The organism is Paraburkholderia dipogonis, assembly GCF_042680985.1.
Classification (GTDB): Bacteria; Pseudomonadota; Gammaproteobacteria; order Burkholderiales; family Burkholderiaceae; genus Paraburkholderia; species Paraburkholderia phytofirmans.
The window spans coordinates 141,034-160,853 of the sequence record NZ_JBHUFR010000001.1; the positions used below are offsets into that span (position 1 = coordinate 141,034).

General features: G+C 63.3%; 16 protein-coding genes. 5 read left to right on the top strand and 11 right to left on the bottom strand.

Annotated features, from left to right (window positions below):
• Positions 1–19: 19 nt before the first annotated feature.
• On the bottom strand, positions 20–937 hold the full coding sequence (locus tag ACFSNN_RS00560) for a helix-turn-helix domain-containing protein (protein WP_134461640.1): 918 nt from the start codon (positions 935–937) through the stop codon (positions 20–22).
• Positions 938–1,095: 158 nt separating this feature from the next.
• On the opposite strand from ACFSNN_RS00560, the gene ACFSNN_RS00565 reads away from it, so the two are divergent.
• The gene (locus ACFSNN_RS00565; protein WP_134461642.1) at positions 1,096–1,995 is read left to right on the top strand and encodes a DMT family transporter; all 900 of its coding nucleotides are present in this window, start codon (positions 1,096–1,098) and stop codon (positions 1,993–1,995) included.
• A gap of 194 nt (positions 1,996–2,189) precedes the next feature.
• Here the strand turns inward: ACFSNN_RS00565 and ACFSNN_RS00570 are convergent, their stop codons facing one another.
• Positions 2,190–2,810 carry a LysR substrate-binding domain-containing protein gene (locus ACFSNN_RS00570; protein WP_244322902.1) on the bottom strand — a complete coding sequence of 207 codons (621 nt, stop codon included), beginning with the start codon at positions 2,808–2,810 and terminating at the stop codon, positions 2,190–2,192.
• Positions 2,811–3,345: 535 nt separating this feature from the next.
• On the opposite strand from ACFSNN_RS00570, the gene ACFSNN_RS00575 reads away from it, so the two are divergent.
• The 3 genes from ACFSNN_RS00575 (at position 3,346) to ACFSNN_RS00585 (ending at position 6,663) form a co-directional block, all read left to right on the top strand.
• The gene (locus tag ACFSNN_RS00575) at positions 3,346–5,505 is read left to right on the top strand and encodes an NHL repeat-containing protein (protein ID WP_134465528.1); all 2,160 of its coding nucleotides are present in this window, start codon (positions 3,346–3,348) and stop codon (positions 5,503–5,505) included.
• A gap of 110 nt (positions 5,506–5,615) precedes the next feature.
• Entirely contained in the window at positions 5,616–5,873 is a 258-nt protein-coding gene (locus tag ACFSNN_RS00580; RefSeq protein ID WP_012428738.1) for a hypothetical protein, read from the top strand.
• A gap of 190 nt (positions 5,874–6,063) precedes the next feature.
• Positions 6,064–6,663 carry a LysE family translocator gene (locus tag ACFSNN_RS00585; RefSeq protein ID WP_134461645.1) on the top strand — a complete coding sequence of 200 codons (600 nt, stop codon included), beginning with the start codon at positions 6,064–6,066 and terminating at the stop codon, positions 6,661–6,663.
• Positions 6,664–6,705: 42 nt separating this feature from the next.
• Here the strand turns inward: ACFSNN_RS00585 and ACFSNN_RS00590 are convergent, their stop codons facing one another.
• From ACFSNN_RS00590 to ACFSNN_RS00620, 7 genes are all read right to left on the bottom strand, one after another.
• Positions 6,706–7,941, bottom strand: a complete 1,236-nt coding sequence (locus tag ACFSNN_RS00590; RefSeq protein WP_134461648.1) for a winged helix-turn-helix domain-containing protein — start codon at positions 7,939–7,941, stop codon at positions 6,706–6,708.
• Positions 7,942–8,038: 97 nt separating this feature from the next.
• Positions 8,039–8,314 (bottom strand): hypothetical protein, encoded by a 276-nt coding sequence (locus tag ACFSNN_RS00595; protein ID WP_134461651.1) that lies wholly within the window; start codon positions 8,312–8,314, stop codon positions 8,039–8,041.
• Positions 8,315–8,452: 138 nt separating this feature from the next.
• On the bottom strand, positions 8,453–10,198 hold the full coding sequence (locus tag ACFSNN_RS00600; protein WP_134461654.1) for an FAD-dependent oxidoreductase: 1,746 nt from the start codon (positions 10,196–10,198) through the stop codon (positions 8,453–8,455).
• Between the two features lie 90 nt (positions 10,199–10,288).
• On the bottom strand, positions 10,289–11,281 hold the full coding sequence (locus ACFSNN_RS00605; protein ID WP_134461657.1) for a DedA family protein/thiosulfate sulfurtransferase GlpE: 993 nt from the start codon (positions 11,279–11,281) through the stop codon (positions 10,289–10,291).
• Positions 11,282–11,618: 337 nt separating this feature from the next.
• A complete protein-coding gene (locus ACFSNN_RS00610; RefSeq protein ID WP_007178686.1) occupies positions 11,619–11,870 on the bottom strand; it encodes a hypothetical protein in 252 nt (83 codons plus the stop codon).
• Between the two features lie 275 nt (positions 11,871–12,145).
• Positions 12,146–12,754: a DinB family protein gene (locus tag ACFSNN_RS00615; protein WP_134461660.1), complete on the bottom strand. Its 609-nt coding sequence runs from the start codon at positions 12,752–12,754 to the stop codon at positions 12,146–12,148.
• Between the two features lie 421 nt (positions 12,755–13,175).
• Complete coding sequence (locus tag ACFSNN_RS00620; RefSeq protein WP_134461663.1) at positions 13,176–14,876, bottom strand: methyl-accepting chemotaxis protein; 1,701 nt, start codon at positions 14,874–14,876, stop codon at positions 13,176–13,178.
• A gap of 308 nt (positions 14,877–15,184) precedes the next feature.
• Between ACFSNN_RS00620 and ACFSNN_RS00625 the strand changes: the two genes are divergently transcribed.
• Positions 15,185–18,661 (top strand): ATP-binding protein, encoded by a 3,477-nt coding sequence (locus ACFSNN_RS00625; RefSeq protein ID WP_134461666.1) that lies wholly within the window; start codon positions 15,185–15,187, stop codon positions 18,659–18,661.
• Between the two features lie 22 nt (positions 18,662–18,683).
• Here the strand turns inward: ACFSNN_RS00625 and ACFSNN_RS00630 are convergent, their stop codons facing one another.
• Complete coding sequence (locus ACFSNN_RS00630; RefSeq protein WP_134461669.1) at positions 18,684–19,085, bottom strand: RidA family protein; 402 nt, start codon at positions 19,083–19,085, stop codon at positions 18,684–18,686.
• A gap of 461 nt (positions 19,086–19,546) precedes the next feature.
• Positions 19,547–19,771 (bottom strand): hypothetical protein, encoded by a 225-nt coding sequence (locus tag ACFSNN_RS00635; RefSeq protein ID WP_134461672.1) that lies wholly within the window; start codon positions 19,769–19,771, stop codon positions 19,547–19,549.
• Positions 19,772–19,820: the final 49 nt, after the last annotated feature.

The following is a 19,820-nucleotide window of genomic DNA, read 5'->3' on the forward strand; positions in this document are numbered from 1 at the left end:
GGAAGCGTGCCGGCCGCGCTCAGGCAGCGACAGCCTGCCGATAAGCGGTCGGCGCCACGCCGACGCTCTCGCGGAAACGATGGCTGAAATGGCTGGCGTTCGCGTAGCCGCATTGTTCGGCGACCTGAGCGAGCGGCAGCGTCGTGGTGCGCAACAGCGTGCGCGCGCGTTCGAGCCGCTGCTGCGCGATCCACGCGGCGGGCGGCAGTCCGAACGAGGTGCGGAACATGCGCGCAAGATGAAATTCCGACAGCACCGCTACGCCGGCCAGCTGGCCGAGCGTGAGCGTCTGCGAGAGATGGCTTTCGATATAGTCGTGCAGGCGCCGACGAGTCGCGACCGACAAGCCGCCTTTGAGCGAGGCATTCGTGCGGCGCACGCCTTGCGCGCGCAACAGCAGACTCAGCACCTGGTGCGCGGTCTCGTTGGTGCGCAGCAAGCCGTCCGGATCCTGCCAGTCTTCGTTCGCCAGTGACTGGCATAACGTGGCGATGCGGGCGTCTTCGAAATACGTGCGATCGGCGAGCGTCAGTTCGCGCGGCTCGAGGTCGAGCTCCTGAACCGCGCGCTGCGTGAAGTGCTCCGGCAGGAAGTACAGGTGCATGAAATGCATGTGCCCGCGCACCCACCAACGCGATTCGTGTTCGCCCGGCAGCGCGCAGAGCCGTGACGGCGCGCCGTAATGCCCTGGCATTTTCTGGCGTTCGGTGCGATAGCCGCCGTCCAGATAGCACGACAATGTGTGATGGCCGGGCCGCTCGTAGACGGTCTCGGCTTCTTCCGTGTCGCGTGTCCAGACGGCGATAGCCAGCCGGTCGCCGAGCCACGCGAAGCGGTCCAGATTCGCGTTGGCGCTGCTCAGCGTGTGGCACACCGACTGAAGGCCGAACGGCGTTTCAGCGGAATGGGTCACGGGGGCGGGCGGTCTGGTGTTCACGAAGCGGGCGAAATTCTTGTCAGGACTGAATGAGCACCAGTATACGGCCGCCCGCGCGCGGCGGCTTGCCGCTCCGAAAAAGTGCGCAATCCTGGACAAGTGCAGCCAGCCGGGCTGCGGCATAGTGAAATTCCGTATTTGCCGCTGCAGGCTCGACCATGAATTTGTTCCTCTATGCCGTCACCGTTCTGATTTGGGGCACCACGTGGATCGCGATCAAATGGCAACTGGGCGCGGTGCCGCCGCCGGTGTCCATTGCCTGGCGTTTCTGGATCGCGGCGCTGGTGTTGTTCGCGTTGCTGCGCGTCATGCGCCGGCCGATCTGGCCGCCGCGCGCCGCATGGCGTTTCCTGATCGCGCAAGGATTGGCGCTCTTCTGTCTGAACTTTTTGTGCTTCTACTACGCTGAACAGGTGGTGCCGAGCGGCCTCGTGGCAGTGGTGTTTTCCACCGCGCCGCTGCTGAATTCGATCAACGGCCGCCTGTTCATGGGCCGGCCGTTGCAACCCACGGCGATTGCGGGGGCGGCGTTGGGACTCGTCGGCATCGTATGTCTGTTCGTTCAACAGATGACGGGGCATCTCGGCGATCACGCCGCGTGGTTCGGTCTTGGCATCGCGTTTCTCGGAACCTTGTGCTTCTCGGCCGGCAATCTGTTGTCGAGCCGCATGCAGGCGATGGGCTTGCACCCGTTCGCCACGAATAGCTGGGCGATGCTGATCGGCGCTAGCGTTCTGACTGTGGGCAGCTTATTGGCCGACTTTTCGTTTGCCGTCGAGCCGTCCGCGCGCTATCTCGGCGCGCTCGCCTATCTAGCGATTTTCGGCTCGGTGATTGGCTTCACGGCGTACCTGATGCTTGTCGGGCGCATCGGACCGGAACGCGCCGCTTACAGCACGGTCTTGTTTCCGATCGTGGCGCTGGCGGTGTCGACGGTATTCGAAGGCTATCGGTGGTCCGCACTGGCCGTGGTCGGTCTGTTGCTGGTGGTGGCCGGCAATCTGGTGGCGTTCGATCTCGCGCGGCGTATTTTTGTGCGCCGGGTGCGGACTTCGTGAGGGACCGTGCAGGCTTTTGAGGTGAGCGTTTTCGGGAGCTAAAAAGCTGTTGAAAACCCACCGGTGAGCTTTTGCGGGAGAGCGCATATCGAGCAAGAACCAACGGCAGCATGCGCTCCGGTTCCTCTGCATTAGCAGCGCAGCGGCTGGGGCCGCGCGGAGAACTCCTGCGCGTCGCGCGTGAAACTCGCCAATTAACAAAGTGGCGTGAGCGCGGCGCCGCGAGTCGAATCGAGCACCGGCCACTGCGGTGAATCGACCGGCTGCGCCGCCGCCGTTCTCACCATCCCAGGCGCGCTTTCGAATACCTCGACGAGCCAGTCGACGAAAGCGCGCACACGCGGCGAAATCTGCCGGCTCTTCACATACGTCACTGAAACGGGCACCGGCGCGGGTCTGCACTTCGGCAACACTTCGACCATCTGTCCCGAAGCAAGATACGGCGCGGCACCGGCGCGTCCAGGCTGAATCAGGCCGAGGCCTTCGAGTCCGGAGGCGAGGTAAGTGTGCTCGTCGTTCACCTGGATGAAGCTGTCCATTTTCACTTTGCTGGATCGCGTTGCGACGCTGAAGTCGAAGTCCATACGGCGGCCGGTTTGCGTCGATAGCCAGTGCACGGCGATGTGATCCGAGAGGTCGTCGAGATGGCGCGGCTCGCCGAATCGCGCCAGATAGGCTGGGCTCGCGCAGGTCACTCGTTCGATCAAACCAAGGCAGCTCGCCCAGCTCGATGCTGCAATCCACGCTCTCACCGACCAGATCGAGCGATCGATGCTGCACGCCGAGCGCCAGTTCCACATGCGGATGCTGCGCATGAAACGCGGCCAACGGCGCTCAGGCCAATCAAAGGCCTCAAAGCGCGGCTCGCGAAGCTGGCGGAAATTCGCAGCGCCGAGGGCTACATGGCGGAGTTGTAAAAAGACGGGCGCGACTGGCTGTTGCTCGAAAACCATTGCCCGATTTGTGCGGCGGCGCGAACCTGCCAGGGATTTTGCCGTACGGAGTTGCAACTCTTTGCGGAGATTGTGGGCGAAGATGGCTCGATCGAGCGCGAGGAACGTGTGCTGGCCGGCGCGCGCCGGTGTGCTTATCGCATTCGCGTGAAAGGCAAATAGCACCGTATTCGTGCGCAAGCTTATGCGCTTCGAATGGTTTGGGTGATTCAACATTTAACGCGATTTTTTATCAATATATTTCCGATTTTTCTATGCGAGGATAAAGCGCCAAACTTTACGTATGCGCGATTGCCTATCGATCCGCATGCGCGCGAACACGCACCGGACATGCCAACTGGACGCGCTTCGTACCTCGCAAGGAAATACCGTCGTGACATTGTTCTCTCGCCTGGGCATGGTCGCTGTTATTTTTAACAGCCTTATTCCACTGAATGCGTCAGCGCAATCTCAACTCAATTACACCACTTCATGGATCGGCAATAGCTTTGGTTTCGGCGACGGCAAATGGATGCAGCAGGATATTCAGGCCATCAGCGTCGGCGCCGATGGCACCGTGTACACCAACGCGCCCTGGGACGAAAGCGGCAGTGAAATCGCCGCTTATCGCGCGAGCGACAAGATTGCCGTAGCCGGGTCGACACATGGCTGGGGCGCGGCCGGCGGCGACGCGGTCGCGGTGAATCACACGTATCTGTATGCGGCGATGTCGATCGGTAACGAAAGTAACGCGCTGGTCGGCGCGGACTATCCCGCAGCCGACCTGACCTGGTACGGCATCACGCGCCGCACGCTCGCCAATCTGGCGACCGGCGCCCCGTTCAGCGGCGGCATCGGCAATAGCGCCAATGCGACGAAGAACAGCTTTCTGCCGCTCGAGACGGTAACGACCGGCAACGACGCGAGCATCCGCGGCATGGCCGCCACCGACAGCGAACTCTACGTGGCCGATACCTACGCGAACCGGATCGTCGTGTTCGACGCGAATTCGATGCAGCGTTTGCGCTCGTGGAACGTGACGTCGCCGGGACGCATTGCGGTGGACGCCGATTCGACGTTGTGGGTGATAAGCGGTATCTCGTCGGGAAGCCTAACTATTCAGCACTACGCCGCGAATGGCACCGCGCTCGCCGGCACATTGACACTGCCCGTGGGCGCCGTGCCGGCCGACATCGCGGTCACGCCGACGGGGCAAATTCTCGTTGCGGACAATGGACCGTCGCAGCAGATTCTCGTCTTTAACAAAGACGCCAACGGCCAGCCGCAAGCGGCCGCGCCGATCGGCACGCGCAACGGGATTTTTCACGCGGTCAAAGGTGTGCAGGGCAATTGGCGCTTCAACGGCGTGACGGGCATCGGTGTCGATCCGGCGGGCAATCTGTACGTCGCGCAGAACGGCGAAGGGCCGCGGCCGGTCGGGTCGGCATCGGTCGGACAAGGCGCGGTGCTCGAAAGCTACGTGTACAGTTCGCACGCCTTCAACTGGCGCCTGTACGGTCTGACGTTCGTCGATAGCGCCGCGTTCGATCCCGCCACGCCCAATTCCGTCTACACGGGCTCGAAACGCTTCACGCTCGACTACAGCCAACCTGTCGGTCGCGAATGGTCGTATGCGGGTTTCACGCTCGACCGTTTCGATTATCCGGACGACCCCGCGTTTCATCAGCCCCGCGGCGTGCGCGGCGAGCCGATGGTGCGTCGAATCAACGGCCAGCGGTTTCTCTACACGCTGGATCCGGGCGCGCATTATCTGAACGTTTATCGCTTCGACGCCGCCCACGGTGAAATGGCGATTCCATCCGGCCTGCTCGCGCAGAATCCGCTGCCGGGCACTTGGCCCGCAGCGCAGCCCGCGTATGGCGAATGGCTGTGGCGCGACAGCAATGGCAACGGCAGCGTCGACGCCAGCGAGATCAGCAGCAATCCATCGACAGGCAGCACCGTCGGCAACGGCTTCTGGTGGGTCGACACGCCGGGCAATGTCTGGCTTGCCACGCCGTTGAGCGGCATACGCGAAATGCCGCTGCAGGGTCTCGATTCCGCCCGCAATCCGATCTACACATACGCCAGTTCGAAGATGTTCGCGATGCCGCAACCGTTCACGCGAATTGCGCGGATCGTCTACATCGCGGCGACCGACACGATGTATATCTCCGGCTTCACGAGCGCGATTCCATGGGATGCGACGCATTGGAAAGAGGCGGGCCCGGTGCTCGCGCGTTATGACAACTGGAGCTCCGGCACGCCGGCGCAGCAGTACACGATCTCACTGCCTTGGAACACGCAAAGCAATCCGCAAACGACAACCGTGGGCGTCGCGGTGGCCGGCAATTACATCTTCGTAGCGGAGCTATACACGCAGAGGGTGGATGTCTACGACGCGCGCACCGGCCAGGTGGTCGGCTATATGACGCCGGGCGCGAGCGTCGGCAACACGAGCGGCTGGGTGGATGTGTATCTCGGCATCAGCGCGGTACAACGCGACAACGGCGAGTACGTCGTGCTACTCGAGGACGACGCCCGCGCAAAAATTCTGATGTATCGATGGACGCCTTGACGCCGGTCGCATGCGTGCAGATCACGAATAGACGGCAACGCACGATCGGTATATAACAACGTGAAAGGATGGCTTGTTCACCGCTGCATCAACAGGAGCGAAGTTTCATCATGACGCAAGACGTAACGCCTAAGCCACCCACGGGCGACCGGCCCGATCTGGAAAACCTCGACGCAGCGCTCAGTCACGTGGATCAGCAGGTTTCGTCGGGCAGCATTGCATCCGGCGCCGCAAAGGGCATTCTGTATAGCCTGATCGAAACGCTCGGCACGTTCGTCGGCGATCCCGATTTGCCGGAGCATGCACGTTCCGGTTACGAAGGGCTGCTGGAAGCCGCTCGCGAGCTGCGCGCGAAGCTGGATCATTAAGGCGACAGCGCGTTGCCGGTGGGCGGCGCGGTTCACATCGGCATGCATGCCGATGCCGACTGGCCGTTGCTCCGGTTTGGTGACGGCATCACGCGGTTGCGATTCGTCACCGTAATTGGCCGCCGCATTTCGGCGCCGCCGCTGTCTATGATAAAAAGGCGCACTGTCTCTCGAACACTGCGCCTTTTTTATGCTCTCTGCGTCTGCCATCGCGCTGCTGGCCGTCGGCATTATCGTCGTGCTGATTACGCCCGGCCCCACCAATACACTGCTCGCGGCGGCCGGCTTGCGCCAGGGCGTGCGGCGTTCACTGCCGTTGATCGCCGCCGAACTGGGCGGCTATCTGGTCTCGATCTCGGTGTGGGGGCATTTTCTCGTCCAGGCGGCGCATGCTGTGCCGTGGTTGCCCTCGCTGTTACGCGTGGCGGCCGGCCTGTACATCGCCTACCTCGCTGTCGATATGTGGCGCGCGGCAGTCGCCTTGCCCGACTCGGCGCAGCGGGCGAGCGGCATGCGGACCTTGTTGGTGGCGACGCTGCTCAATCCGAAGGGCTTGCTGTTCGCCGGCACGATCTTTCCGGCTATCGCTTTCGCGCACCTGCCGGCCTATGTCTTTTCGATGCTGATATTCGCGTGCCTGCTGGTGCCGATTGCGCTCGCGTGGATCGCGTTCGGCGCGGCGCTCGGCAGCGGCAAGCTCAACTGGCTCAATCCGGTGAAGATGCAGCGCGGCGCTTCGATCGTGCTCGGTGTGTTTTCCTTGTCGCTCGCGTGGGCGGCGCTGCATTGAGTGCGACGTTGATGCGGCGCTCAGGTAGCGTTCAGGTGGCGCTCAGGCAGCCACGCTGTCGTCCAGGGCGTCACCGACTGTTAACGCGTCGAGCCATTCCGGCGGCGCGGATGTGATTTCCAGTTGCGGCGTGCCGTGCCAATCCGCGCAGCGCTGCAACGCGCGCCGCAGATCGCCGGCGAGACGCGCGCTCAGCCGCACGCCCGGTTCGATGTGCAGCGACTTCAGTTCGAACACACCTTGAGTCCGGTGCGCTTTCGCATCCACGCGGCCGACCAGACGGCCGCGACTCAGCAGCGGCAAGACGAAGTAACCGTATTTGCGCTTCGGCGCGGGCGTGTAGCATTCGATCGCGTAGTCGAAGTCGAACAGCGCCGCGGCGCGCTTGCGGTCCCACACCACCGGATCGAACGGCGACAACACCGTCGTAACCGTCGAGGTAAGTTTGCCGCTCACAGCATCGTCGAGCAGCGCGGCGAAGTCTCGATGCACATATGTGTCCTGCTTCCACCCTTCCACGCTTACCGAAATCAGCTCGCCCTGATCGGCGAGCGCATGCAGTTCGTCACGATACGGACGACGCGGCATCCGGTAGTAATCGGCGACCCAGTCGGCGCGCGCGACGCCGAGCGCACGGCACGTGCGGCGTAACACGGCGTCGGTCACGGTGTGCGCGGGCGGCAGATCGCGCGCGTCGTCCCAGGCCGGCAGCACGCGTTCGGTCAGATCGTAGACGCGGTGAAAATTGCGCCGCTCCGCCACCATCAATTGCCCGATGGCGAACAGCACTTCCAGATGGCGTTTCTCCGGCTTCCAGTCCCACCAGCCGTTGCCCGTGCCCGCCTCGCGGGCAAAATCCGCGGAACGTACCGGACCCGTCGCGCGAATGTGCGCGAGCAGCTTGTCGATTTCCTTGCGATGTTTCTTGTGCCACTCGGCCGCGTATTTCCAGCCCATGCCGCTGGGATCGAGCATGCGATGGCGCAGCAGGCCGTAGTCTTCGATCGGCACGAAACAGGCTTCATGCGACCAGTATTCGAATAGCTTGCCTTCGGCGAGATGTTCGTCGAGCCATTGCGGCGGATAAGCGCCGAGGCGGCTGAACAACACGAGATAGGGGCTGCGCGCGACGACGTGGATCGTGTCGATCTGCAATTGCGCCATGCGGCGAATCGCGTCGAGCACGTCGGTCTTGACGGCCTTGCGGCGCGGCGGCGTCAGCAAACCTTGCGCGGCCAGATGCAGGGTGCGGGCGGCGGAAAGCGAAAGAGTCTTCACGCGGGCGTCGATCAGTGAGTGACTGCGAAGGGGGCCGGCGCGAGGCCCGGCCTGGACCAGCAGCCGCTACTGTAGCGTGAAGCGCCCGAGCTTGCCTTTACCAGCCGCGCCCGTGATGCCGATCCCAGCCGCGATGACGGCCGCGATCGTGACGCCAGTGACGGCCACCGCGATAGTAGTCGTCCCGGTAGCCGTAACCGTAGACCGGTTGGGGCGCATAGACGACCGGCGGCGGCGCATAGACAGGCGGCGCTGCGTACACCGGACCCGGCGTATTGACGAACACGCCGACGTCCACCCGCGCCGAGGCGGCAGTCGATGCGCAGGCGGCGGCAAGGCCGAAGGCTGCGAAAACAATCGCGCGTTTGAACATGCTTGTCTCCTGTCGAATGGCTGACGACAATATTACGAGACAGAAAGGCAAGCAGGTGCAACCAGTTGAAGGTGTGTGTAACAGCAGGTTACCCGCCGGCGGTTGCAAGCCCGGCGGGGTGTCAGACCGTCCAGACCTTCAGGCGCCCAGCGCGATCGCTTCTCCCGCCGACACCGCCAGCAGTTCATGAATCTGCGCGACCACGGCGGCGCCTTCGCCGACGGCCGCCGCCACGCGTTTGGTCGAGCCGGCGCGCGCGTCGCCGATCGCGTATACGCCCTCGACCGTGGTCGCGAGATCGCAGACGGAGGCGCCATCGGCATTCGCGCCGGTCAGCACGAAGCCTTTCTCGTCGAGCGCCACGCCGCAGGTGCGCAACCAGTCGGTATTCGGATCCGCGCCGGTGAAAAGGAACAGATGGCGCGTGTCGAAATGGTCGGTGCCGTCGGGCAACGGTTTTTTCAGGGCGACCGACGACAAACCGCTGTCGTCGGAATCCAGCCGGCCGATCTCCGAATTCGGATGCACGAAGACATTCGGCAGCGAGCGGATCCGGTCGATCAGATAGCGCGACATGGTGGCTTCGAAGCCGCTGCGCCGGATCAGCACGTGGACCTTGGCCGCATGCGTCGCCAGATAGACAATCGCCTGGCCGGCCGAGTTGCCGCCGCCCACCAGCACGACTTCCTGACGCTTGCACAGCTTGGCTTCGACCGGCGACGCCCAGTAATACACGCCGCGCCCTTCGAAACGATCGAGGCCTTCGAGCGCCGGACGCCGATAAACCGCGCCGCTCGCGATCACAATCGCGCGCGCCGTGATGTGTCCGCCGCACTTCAATTCCAGCCGATGCGGCCGGTCGGCGCAATGCAGCGCCTTCACGTTGACCGGAATCGCGACGTGCGCGCCGAATTTCTGCGCCTGCACGAACGCGCGGCCCGCCAGCGCCTGGCCGGAGATGCCGGTTGGAAAGCCGAGGTAGTTTTCGATCCGCGAGCTCGCGCCAGCCTGGCCGCCCGGCGCGCGGCTGTCGAGCACGATCACCGACAAGCCTTCGGAGGCCGCGTACACCGCGGTGGCGAGCCCAGCCGGTCCGGCGCCGACGATCGCGACGTCGTACACATGCGCATCGTCGAGATCGGGCAGCAGGCCCAGGCACGTGGCGAGTTCCGGCATGCTCGGATGACGCAGCACCGAGCCGTCCGGACAGATCACCAGCGGCATGTCTTCTTTTTGCGCGGCGAATTGCTCGATCAGACGCAACGCATCTTCATCGCGCTCGTCGATCACGGAATGCGGATGGCCGTTGCGCGACAGGAAGCCTTGCAGCATGACGAGCCGCGCGTCGCTGCTGTTGCCGATCAGGATCGGGCCGCCCGCGCCCTTTTCGATCAGCGACACGCGCCGCAAAATCAGCGCGCGCATGATGCGCTCGCCCAGTTCCGCTTCGGCGACGATCAGCGCGCGCAGCCGCTCCGGCGGAATCAGCAGCGCTTCCACCGAACCAATCGCCATGCCGTTGACCAGCGCGGGCCGTCCCGACAGTTGACCGACTTCGGCAAGGAAATGCCCGGCGCCATGTTCGTTGATCAGCACTTCGCGTCCGATGCCGTCGCGTTGATACACCTTTACGCGCCCTTCGAGCACCACGAACATGCCGGGACCGGTGAGGCCGGTTTCGAAGAGCAGTTCACCGGACTTCCAGTGGCCGATCTCGCCGAACTTGCGCAGGCGGCCGATTTCGGCACACGTGAGCGCGGGGAACATCTGATGCATGCGCGTCGAGAGCGACGAAAACGGCGCGTCGGGGACGACGTCTGCTTGCGGCACGTCTGCTTGTGGCACTTCGGGTTGCTGCACTTCAGGTTCTTGAGTCGAAAGCATTGAACCGCTCCTTCGGTGTTCATTGATGGATCGAACGAGGGGCGAAGCGGCGCGGCGCCCGAAGGCGCGAATCACGATGCGCTGCTTGCGCTACACGGCCTTCGGCGCGACGTCGTCGACCGCCACTTCGGGCGGCGGCATGTTGGGCAGCGATTCCACCGGCTTGCCCGAGTCGCGCCAGGCTTCCATGCCACCGCGCAGCGGCAGCACGTCGGAGAAGCCGGCTTCGTTCAATTGCTTGGCCATCCATGCCGCGGAAATCTCATTCGGGCAGGAACAGTAGATCACCAACTTCTGATCGCGCGGATAGGTCGCGACGATCTCGTCGAGCTGCCGCTCGTCGGCGAATTGCGAGCCCGGAATGACAAAGGGATCGAGTTTGCGCTTCTCGTTCGAACGGATGTCGAACAGCACCGGCGTATTGCCGGCCTTCACGAGCGATGCCAGTTCGTCGACTTCGATTCGCGCGGACGCGAGATTGGCCATCGCCTGACGCCGGCGTATCCAGCGATATGCGCCGTACGCCAGCAACAGAGCCGCCGCGACGAGCGCTGCCGTACGACCGAGGCGTCCGGCGAGGGCGAACAGCATGTCGATCTGCTTGGCGAACAACGCGCCGATGATCAGGCCGGTGCCGGACCACAACGCGGCGCCGATGCTGTCGTAAGTGAGGAACGTGCGGTAGCGCGTGCCCATGGCGCCCGCCATCGGGATCGAAACGATCGACAGTCCCGGCACGAACTTGGCCACGGCCAGCACGCGCACGCCCCAGCGGCCGAAAAAGCGTTCGGTCTTTTTCACGCAGGTGTCACGCGAGAGCGACAGCCGGCAAATCGTTTTCAGCGTATTGCCGCCGTACATACGGCCGGCCAAATACCAGGCGCTATCGCCGATCAGCGTGGCGAATATCGACAGGATGAGCACCGGCGCCAGCTGCGTGCCCACAGAACCAGGATGCATGGCGGCCATCGCCCCGAACAGCACGAGCGACGGCATTGCCGGAACCGGCAGCCCGATCGAGGCGGCGAGCACGTTTACGAACACGAGCGCCGGCCCATATTGCTCGACGAGATCATGTAGCATCGGCTTACATCCGCGGCCCTTTCGGGTGCGGCGCAGGTAGAAATGCGAAGGAGAATGCAAGGATTATGGACGCATTTTCATGACGTGCAAACGCCCTGAAAAGTAGCCCTTTACTTGGGTATGGAAAGCGCTATCTCAAGTGCAACGAGTCACCTGAAAATGCATTAGCACGGCGACCTGAACAAACCGAAATAGGTGCGAAAGTCGCGCGGTATGCGGGAACGGAAATAATGCCCGATTGACGTGCGCGGACGCCAGCCCCGCAAGCAATTAGAAACCGGAGATGCTAAACGTCACGCGGCATTCGCACAAGAAATGCAATGCCGCGTGGCGGATTTCATTGACGATGATTGTGCTGTTCACCCGGCAATTCGGCGCCGTGTGCGCGAATGGCCGCAATCAGTTCGGCTGGCGTGATTTCGTAGCGCACTTCGCGGTGTATGCCTGGCTTGCGCTCATCGACTTCGATCAAAAGAATGCCTTTGCCGTCTTCTGTCGATTCGAGGCGCAGCGAGCGAAGTTCGCGCGCCGTTGCGTCGTCGTATTCGGTGAGCAGGGCCATTGACCCGGAAGACCCGGTAGTGCGCATCGAAGTTGTCCTCGTTCCGTTGTTGATCGAACCATTGTACGGGCAGGATCGGGCGGCGTCTGTCGCGCCGCGGTCACGTTTGCGCCGTTCATCTGCCTGCTTGGCTTGCGCCGCCAGGCGCGTTGACTGGCGCGGCCCGCCGGGCAGCGCCTATCGTGACGTCCCGCCGTGACAACCAGTTTAACGCGACTCCAGGTCACCACGAATGCATTTTTCGTGCCCCGTGCCGGTGCGAACCTTCTCCATGACTGTCACGCAGTTGACGCGCGCTCCGGTTAGGGGAATTGGGCGCGGCGCGGCGTGACTCGCTGCTCGCGCATCGCGTCCAGATCGCCGAGTTCGGAATCGCGCAGCGGTGCGTCGGCGGCGAGGAAAAATTCGTCGAGTTGCGGCGGGGCGGCGTCTGTGCCGCTCAGCATTGCGTGAACTTGCCCGCGATGATGAATCTGATGGACGAAAACATGCGGCAGTACGTTGCCGATCTGCTCGCGTTGCACCCCGACCGGCGGTCCACGGTCGATCTGGACTTCGCGTGAGAGATCGTCGTCAGTCAGCGATTCGCAGAAGGCGAGCAGTTGCTGATCGCTCCGCGCTTGTGCATCCCACAGGTCGGCTGCGCGCGGATAGGGCAGTTCGTTGTCGAAAATGGTGAGACCTGCGCCGCCGCCGATCAGCGCGTCGAAGTAGTAGCGGTCCACCAGCAGGATGTGATTCAACGTGAGCTGCAACGACGGGAAGAAGCTCACCCTGCGTTCGGCGAACGCTTCGTCGGTCAATGTGAGGCAGGCGCGGTAGAGGCGCAGGTTCGACCACGCGTTGTTGCGCGCCATGGCGGCGAGGTGCGAAGACAGCGGGTTGGCGCGTGGCGGGTCGGAAGGGATCACGTCGGCCTCCGGTGGCGAATCGGCATGAGGGTACGCGCTGGCGCGTCTTAGTGGCGGCGCGTGGCGCGAGAATGGAAGCGCTGCCTGTCTAGCGTAGCATCGCATCGCTTCGCGCGAGGCAATCGTCTTGTGGCGAGTTTGCGAGGATGTGCTCCCGTATTTCCTCACCGTGCACCTGATCTGCTGCACTGGCAGCGGTGCGTGAGCGAAGGCGCTGCCTCGACGATCCTCAACTGCGTCAACACCAGCACGCCAGCACACCAGCGCCAGCGCCAAAAAAATAGGCCCGTCCACAGAAGGGGGCGGGCCGCTAAACGCCGTTGTTACTCGGGTCAGCCTGCCCTTGCAAACAACTGGGCGCTGACGGAGCCATCGTGCTGCGTCAATAGTAGACTGTCGAGGTGGGAGTAACGCCGATCCATCAGATCAATGCAGCTTCTTCCTGCTCAGCATCATCTGCGACGGCTGGCGCGCGGTGTCGTCTGATCTCAGGCGCGGGCATTCGCGCTGCATCGACGGTGAACGGCTCGCGCTTCGTGCCGGCAACGCGTTGCGCCGGCGCTGCGTCGGCGACGGTGAATAGCCGCACGGCTTCATCCAGCACGTCGGCCTGTTCCGCGAGACGCTGCGCAGTGGCCGCCGCCTGCTCGACGAGCGCGGCGTTCTGCTGCGTGGCGCCGTCCAGATGCGAGACCGCCTGATTGACCTGGCGAATCCCTTCGGCCTGTTCGCTGCTCGCGTTCGCCACGTCGACGATGATCGACGACACGCGGCCCACCGCCTCGTCGATCACGCGCATTTGCGATGTTGTCCGTGCAACCAGTTCGGTGCCGGCCGCGACTTCGGATGCGCTTGCTTCGACCACGGACTTGATTTCCTTCGACGACGCCGCGCAGCGTTGCGCCAGCATGCGCACTTCGCCCGCAACGACCGCGAACGAACGGCCTGCTTCGCCCGCCCGCGCCGCTTCGACGGCGGCGTTCAACGCGAGAATATTGGTCTGGAACGCGATGCCGTCGATCACGCCGGTGATGTCGGCAATACGCCGCGATGCCGCGGTGATGTTCGCCATGGTCTGCTCGACCTGGCCGGCAATCTTGCCGCCGACCGCGGCCGCCGCCTGGGCGTCTCTTACCAGATCGAGCGCGCGCACGGTGGCATCGGCGTTGGCCTGGACGGTCGTGGTCAGTTCTTCCATGGTAGCGGCGGTTTCTTCGAGCGACGCCGCCTGCAATTCCGTGCGTCTCGCGAGATCGACATTGCCGCTGGATATCTCGCGCGCGTTGTCCAGCATGCCGGTGATCTGGGCGCGCACGTCGTAGACGATCGCCGCGAGATTCGCCTTCAACTGATTCAGCGCTTGCAGCACGTCGCCGAGGTCGTCGTGGCGCGCGATCTGCAGATCGGCGGTCAGATCGCCGGCGGCGAGACGCGTGGCGAATCCCGACATATCGCGGATCGGCGCGGCAAGTTGCCGCGTCAGCATCTGCCACGAGGCGATGCTGACCGCCGTGGCGACGCCGAACCCGATCCAGAACGGCACGGGCGGCGCGCCTTGCCATGCAGCGAGGCCCGTCAGCAGCAGCGCCAGCGGCGTGATCGCGTAGCCAAGCGCCGCGCGCGTAGCGACCGGCAGACGCATTAGCGCCTGCAGACGCCCCAGCACGCCGGTGCGCACCGCCGCCCCGCGGCGCAACTGCACGCCGCGGGACTCGCCGCTGCGCATGCGTGCGTAGAGCGCTTCGGCGGCGCGCACCGCAGTGCGTTCCGGTTTCACGCGCACGCTCAAATAGCCGACGACCGCGCCTTTCTCGACCACCGGCGTGACATTGGCGTGCACCCAGTAGTGATCGCCGTTCTTGCGGCGGTTCTTCACGAGCGCGGTCCAGGGACGGCCGTCGCGGATCGTCGCCCACAGGTCGGCAAAGGCTTCGCGCGGCATGTCCGGATGACGGATCAGGTTGTGCGGCTGACCGATCAGTTCGTCGCGCGTAAAGCCCGAGACCGCGATGAAGGCCGGATTGCAGTACTGGATGCGGCCGGTCAGATCGGTCGCCGAAACAAGCATGTGCGACGACGGGAATTCGTATTCGTGCCCGGTGACGGGCTGGTTATTGCGCATGGTTTTCCTTGCTGGTGCTGGCCCGCGGGTGGGCGCGGCGCTTACATGTTTGCAAGGAGTAACGGCAATTGACCCCTTGGCCTTGAGGGTTTCCCAGTAAACCACTCAGGTTTAGACAGGCCGAAGCCGTTATTACAGGGTTGTTTGACGCATCGTGGATGGTCGCGTGAAAGAGTGCCGGATGCGTCGCGCGATACCTTCAAAAGGACTACACTGCGCCGGTATAAGGACTGCGGACGCAGCCAGTCCCCGGTCCGCAGCGGTCTGCCTGCGCGAATTTGCCACCCCCGCGCCACACTCGCGAACTGATGCAGAAAATCCTCGACCGTACTCAAGAGTCGCTAGCGCAGGCTTTCGCCACGCTCGCACAGAGCGCGAAGCGCCAACAGCGGCTCTACCTGGTGACGATCGGTTCGCTCATGCTGATCGTGCTGATCTTCGCGCTGGTGCTGATTGTCGTCGCTGGGCTCAAGCAGCTCGACTATCGCCGGGCCCTCGCGTCGCAGAACGCCACCGACATCTCTCTGCTCATCCACCAGGAGGAGTCGTTTCTGCGGCGTGCCGCGTTGACGCTCGATTATTACTACGGCCCTTCCGGCGGGCGGGGCGCGCCGGATGACGTACAGCAAGCGATCCTGAAGACCGGCGTAGCGCTCGGCAAGACGGACGGTGCGGACTCGAATTTCGACATTGTGGTCGGTGAAATCACGCGCAACGCGTGGGGCTCGCAATTAGGCGAAAAACTCGGGCGCCTCTACGAAGCGGCGCAATCGACGCTCGTGACCCAGCAGGCTTTTGAAATTCAGCAACGCGCAACGCTGATCGGGCTGAACGAAGACTATGCAGCAATTCTGCCTTCGCTGACTCATCCGCTCGCGGGCCAAGCCAGTGCGCCCGATCGGCCCGCAATGGCCGCGCCGCAACCGGCGATTGCGAGCTTGCTGCGCGAGACGCTCGAGCGCCGGATCGAGGCGCAAACCGGCAGGCGCGTGCCGCGAAAAGGCGAACGTATCTGGCTCGGACCGTACCGTGATCCGCTGCAGAACCGCCCGGTGATTTCCGTAGTGGGCGCCTACTATGACGGCGACACGCCGACCGTGCTGATCAGCACGAGCTTTCCGCTGGACACGCTCGCATTGCGTCTGGCGCCGCCTGACAACGAGGGCGTCAATTTGCTGATGACGGTGGACCACCGCGTTGCCGTATCGTCGATGCCGCTCGACCCTTCGGTCATCAACCTGGTGCAACGGGCAGTAGCCGCCACCCCAACGCAGATCTTTCACTACGGCCGCGAAGGCGTGATTTTTCACGAGCCACTGGCGCTGGGCTTCGGCCTTCTGGTCGGCTACGTGCCTTGGCGCGCGCTGGCGGTCGTACTCGGCTGGCAATTGGCGGTGATAGGTTGCCTGACGGCGCTCATCCTGACGGCAATTGCGCTGACGGCCCGCTATTTCGGGCTGCGCTTGCTGCGTAATTCGTTTAGGGAGACTTCACGCGCGCTGCAAAGCGAGATGCTCAACCACGTTCTGGTTAGCGCGACACCGGTCGGCTTGTGCATTGTCCGGCAGAGCGACTATTCGGTCCTGACCACCAACGCGCTTGCGATCGAGCTGCTCGGGATCGAGGGCGATGGCAAACGGCTCCCGCCGCATATCGTCGGCGAATTTCTGGCTCAGGCGCCGGATCAGCCGTCGGCCATGCCATTTGCGCGGGTGGCTGCCTTCGTCGTGCCCGCGCGGCCGGCGCGGATGCCGGCTCATGCTTTGCATCCATCGCCGCCGGATCAGGACGGCGCCGCGCCCTCACGGTTTTTGCAATTCATTTACGCGCGGGCACGTTACGCTGGCGAGAACGTGCTGTTCTGCGCGGTTCTCGACGTGACCGCGCAGACCGTGCTCGAACAGCAATTGCGGCACGCACAGCAAACGTCCGAGGCGCTGATGCGTGCGCGGACGAATTTCTTCGCCGCGATGAGCCACGAAATCCGTACGCCGTTGAACGCGCTGCTCGGCAATCTCGAACTGTTCGCGCGTACACCGGGGCTCGAGGCGCATTCGCAACGGCTCGCAACATTGGACCTGGCCGCAGATGCGCTACGCCGCGTCGTCAACGACATTCTCGACTTTTCGAAGATCGACGCCGGCGAGATGTTGCTGGTCAGGGAACCGTTTCTTTTGATCGACGTTTTCGAAAACATCGCACTGTCCTACGCGCCGATGCACGGCGAGCGCTCGATCCGCTTCTACGCGCTCCTGTCTCCAACGCTCGATCAAACCCTGGTCGGCGATCGTATGCGCATCTCGCAGATCGTCAACAATCTGCTCAGCAATGCGTTCAAATTTACTTCGACCGGCAAGATCACATTGCGCGCCGAAGTGACGGACGATTCACCGGATCGAGCGATGCTGACTATCCGCGTCTCGGATTCGGGCCCCGGCATGAACGAGGAAACGCTCGCACGGCTTTTCAAGCCGTTCGCGCAAGGTGAGTTGGGTGCGTCGCGTGGTGCCGGCGGGACCGGACTCGGCCTGGCAATCTGCGCGCGCCTGTGCGAACTGATGGGCGGTCAAATCGCCGCGGAAAGTGTGCCAAGCGTGGGCAGCGCGTTCCGCATATCGATCCCTCTCGCGAAGCCGCCCGCTGCTTCGCGCGCACCGGCCAAGGCCCGCGAGCAACGCGGGATAGTGCTCGTCCTGTCCATGGAGCGGGAAGCTGGCGAGATGATGGAGCAATGGCTTCACCATGCGGGCTGGGCGGGACACCTGGTGACATTGCCGGACGCCGCGCAGGCCTGGTTACGTTTGAATAGCGCAGACGCGGTGGTCGTCTCAGGCGAATACGGTCTCGACGTGATTGCCGCGTTACGTGCTTTGCAGCCGGTCGGCGTCGTCTGGATCACCCGTGCGGGCCCGCTTCACCCCGAGGCGCGCGGCGAGGGCGTGCTCGAGGTGACTGAGTTCAGCCGGACCGCGGTTCAGTCGGCGATCGAACTGGCGCACGAAACCAAGTCCACGACCGAGGTGCCGACCGCCGCGCGGGCCGAGGCCGGTCCGGCGGGAATCCATCCGACGCTGCGGGGGCTGCCAGTCCTCGTCGCGGAAGACAATCCCTTGATCCAGAATCTGATTGCCGAACAGCTAGTCGAATTGGGATGCGTGCCGACCATCGCGCATGACGGCAAGCACGCGCTGAAGTTATTCGAGGAAACACCTTTCGAGCTGGTGTTGACGGATATCCACATGCCGGAGATGGACGGTTACCAACTACTGGCCGCGCTGCGCAAGTTGCAAGCGACTGTCCGGGTGCTCGCCTTCAGCGCCGTCGCCGAACATGAGGAAGCGCACAATTGGCGCGAGCGCGGTTTTAGCGGCTATGTGGCCAAGCCGGCGTCGTTGCGCGAGTTGCAAGCTGCCTTGCTGGAGGCGGCGCCGCAGAGCGTAGCGCCTGCCGAGGCGATGTCGTCCGCCGCCGCCGCGGGAAGCTCGCTCAGCGCGGACGACAAGGCGCGCTACACGGCGATGCTTAAACAGCACTTGCAAAAAGATCTGCCGAGACTGCTTGCGATCGTCGAAGAGGAAGACGTGCAGGCGTTGGCCGGTTGGGCGCATAGCGCGAGCGGTGCGTTCGTCGTCGTGCAGGAACCGCGCTTCGTCGAACAATGCCGGCGATTGCAGCGGCTATGCAACGACGAGGGGCGCTGGACCACCGAGATGGACGAAATCTCGATCTCCCTGCACGAAGCCTTATCCGATCACTACGGACTCGACGAGCAGTCGGCGCATTGACACGCCGTTCGGCTTCGCGCGCTCAACCCGGCCGTTTGGCGATGAAATCGATCTCGACCAGCGCTTCGCGCGCCAATGCGGTGACGCCGATGCAGGTTCGTGCGGGCAGCGCGTCGGCGGGGAAGTAGGCGCGGTAGATCTCGTTCATCGGCGTGTAATCGCGCTTGAACTCAGTCAGGAAGATGCGTGTCGCCACCACGTTTTGCAGACCGAGACCCAGCCCCTGAAGCACCAGCACGAGATTGTCCATCACGCGCTTGGTCTGGGCGACCACGCCTTCGGGAAGCGGTGCGGTGTCGTCGGTCGGGGAGGTCGGCATCTGGCCGGTCAGGAAGATCCAGCCGTCGGCCTCGGCAGCGTGCGAGAACGGGCCGACCGGCGTGGGTGCTGTGGGAATCATCCAGAAAGAAGGGGCTGAGCTCATGGCGGGTGTGCAGGGCAAGGTCGGTTGTCGGGATGACAAGGTAACCGATCAAAACTCAGGATGCCGGCGTATTGCCAGCATTGGGCGACCAACCAAATAAAGTTTAAGTTTTCCAACCCAATAATTCGGGATGTCGGGCCTGACGGTGGCAAACGCGGACGGGAATGTGACTGCCATCGAGCGATTGACATGGGCTTTTCTGGCCGCTCGCCCCAACTAAACTGAAGCCGAATTTGGTTACTTGAAGTCGCCGTGAAGCCGGTGTCACGTGGCGCTAGGGCCTTGCTAACATCGCATTGTTACCCGAATAGTCGATGAGCAGCTTCTCGCCCGGAGTGTGTGTCTGGCGCAGCGTAACCGGTAGGGCCGCCGTCCAGCGCTCGTAGTGCTTGCAGAACCAACTGTAGCCGTAACCTTCCGGCTCCTGGGCTGCGCGCCGATAAAAAGTAAAAGGCTGGGACTCATGCGGTGTTGCTTAAAAAGTGTTGTTCTTTTCCAGCAGCGCCGCCGCCCCGGCTAAGTTGCAAGGCGGCCAAAAGAACGCGATCGGTGATGCAACGCACGCGGTGCTGTGCGGCACCGGCTACACCCTGAGGATGATCCCGAGGATGCTGCGGCTCCCTTGAGCCTTCGTTCTGGCGGCCTTGTTCAATCGCGGCGTTGCCGTCGACGTGATGGCGTGACATCGGCCACGTCAGGAACGAATTGTTCAGCGCCGGCTAAGCAATTTCGCTT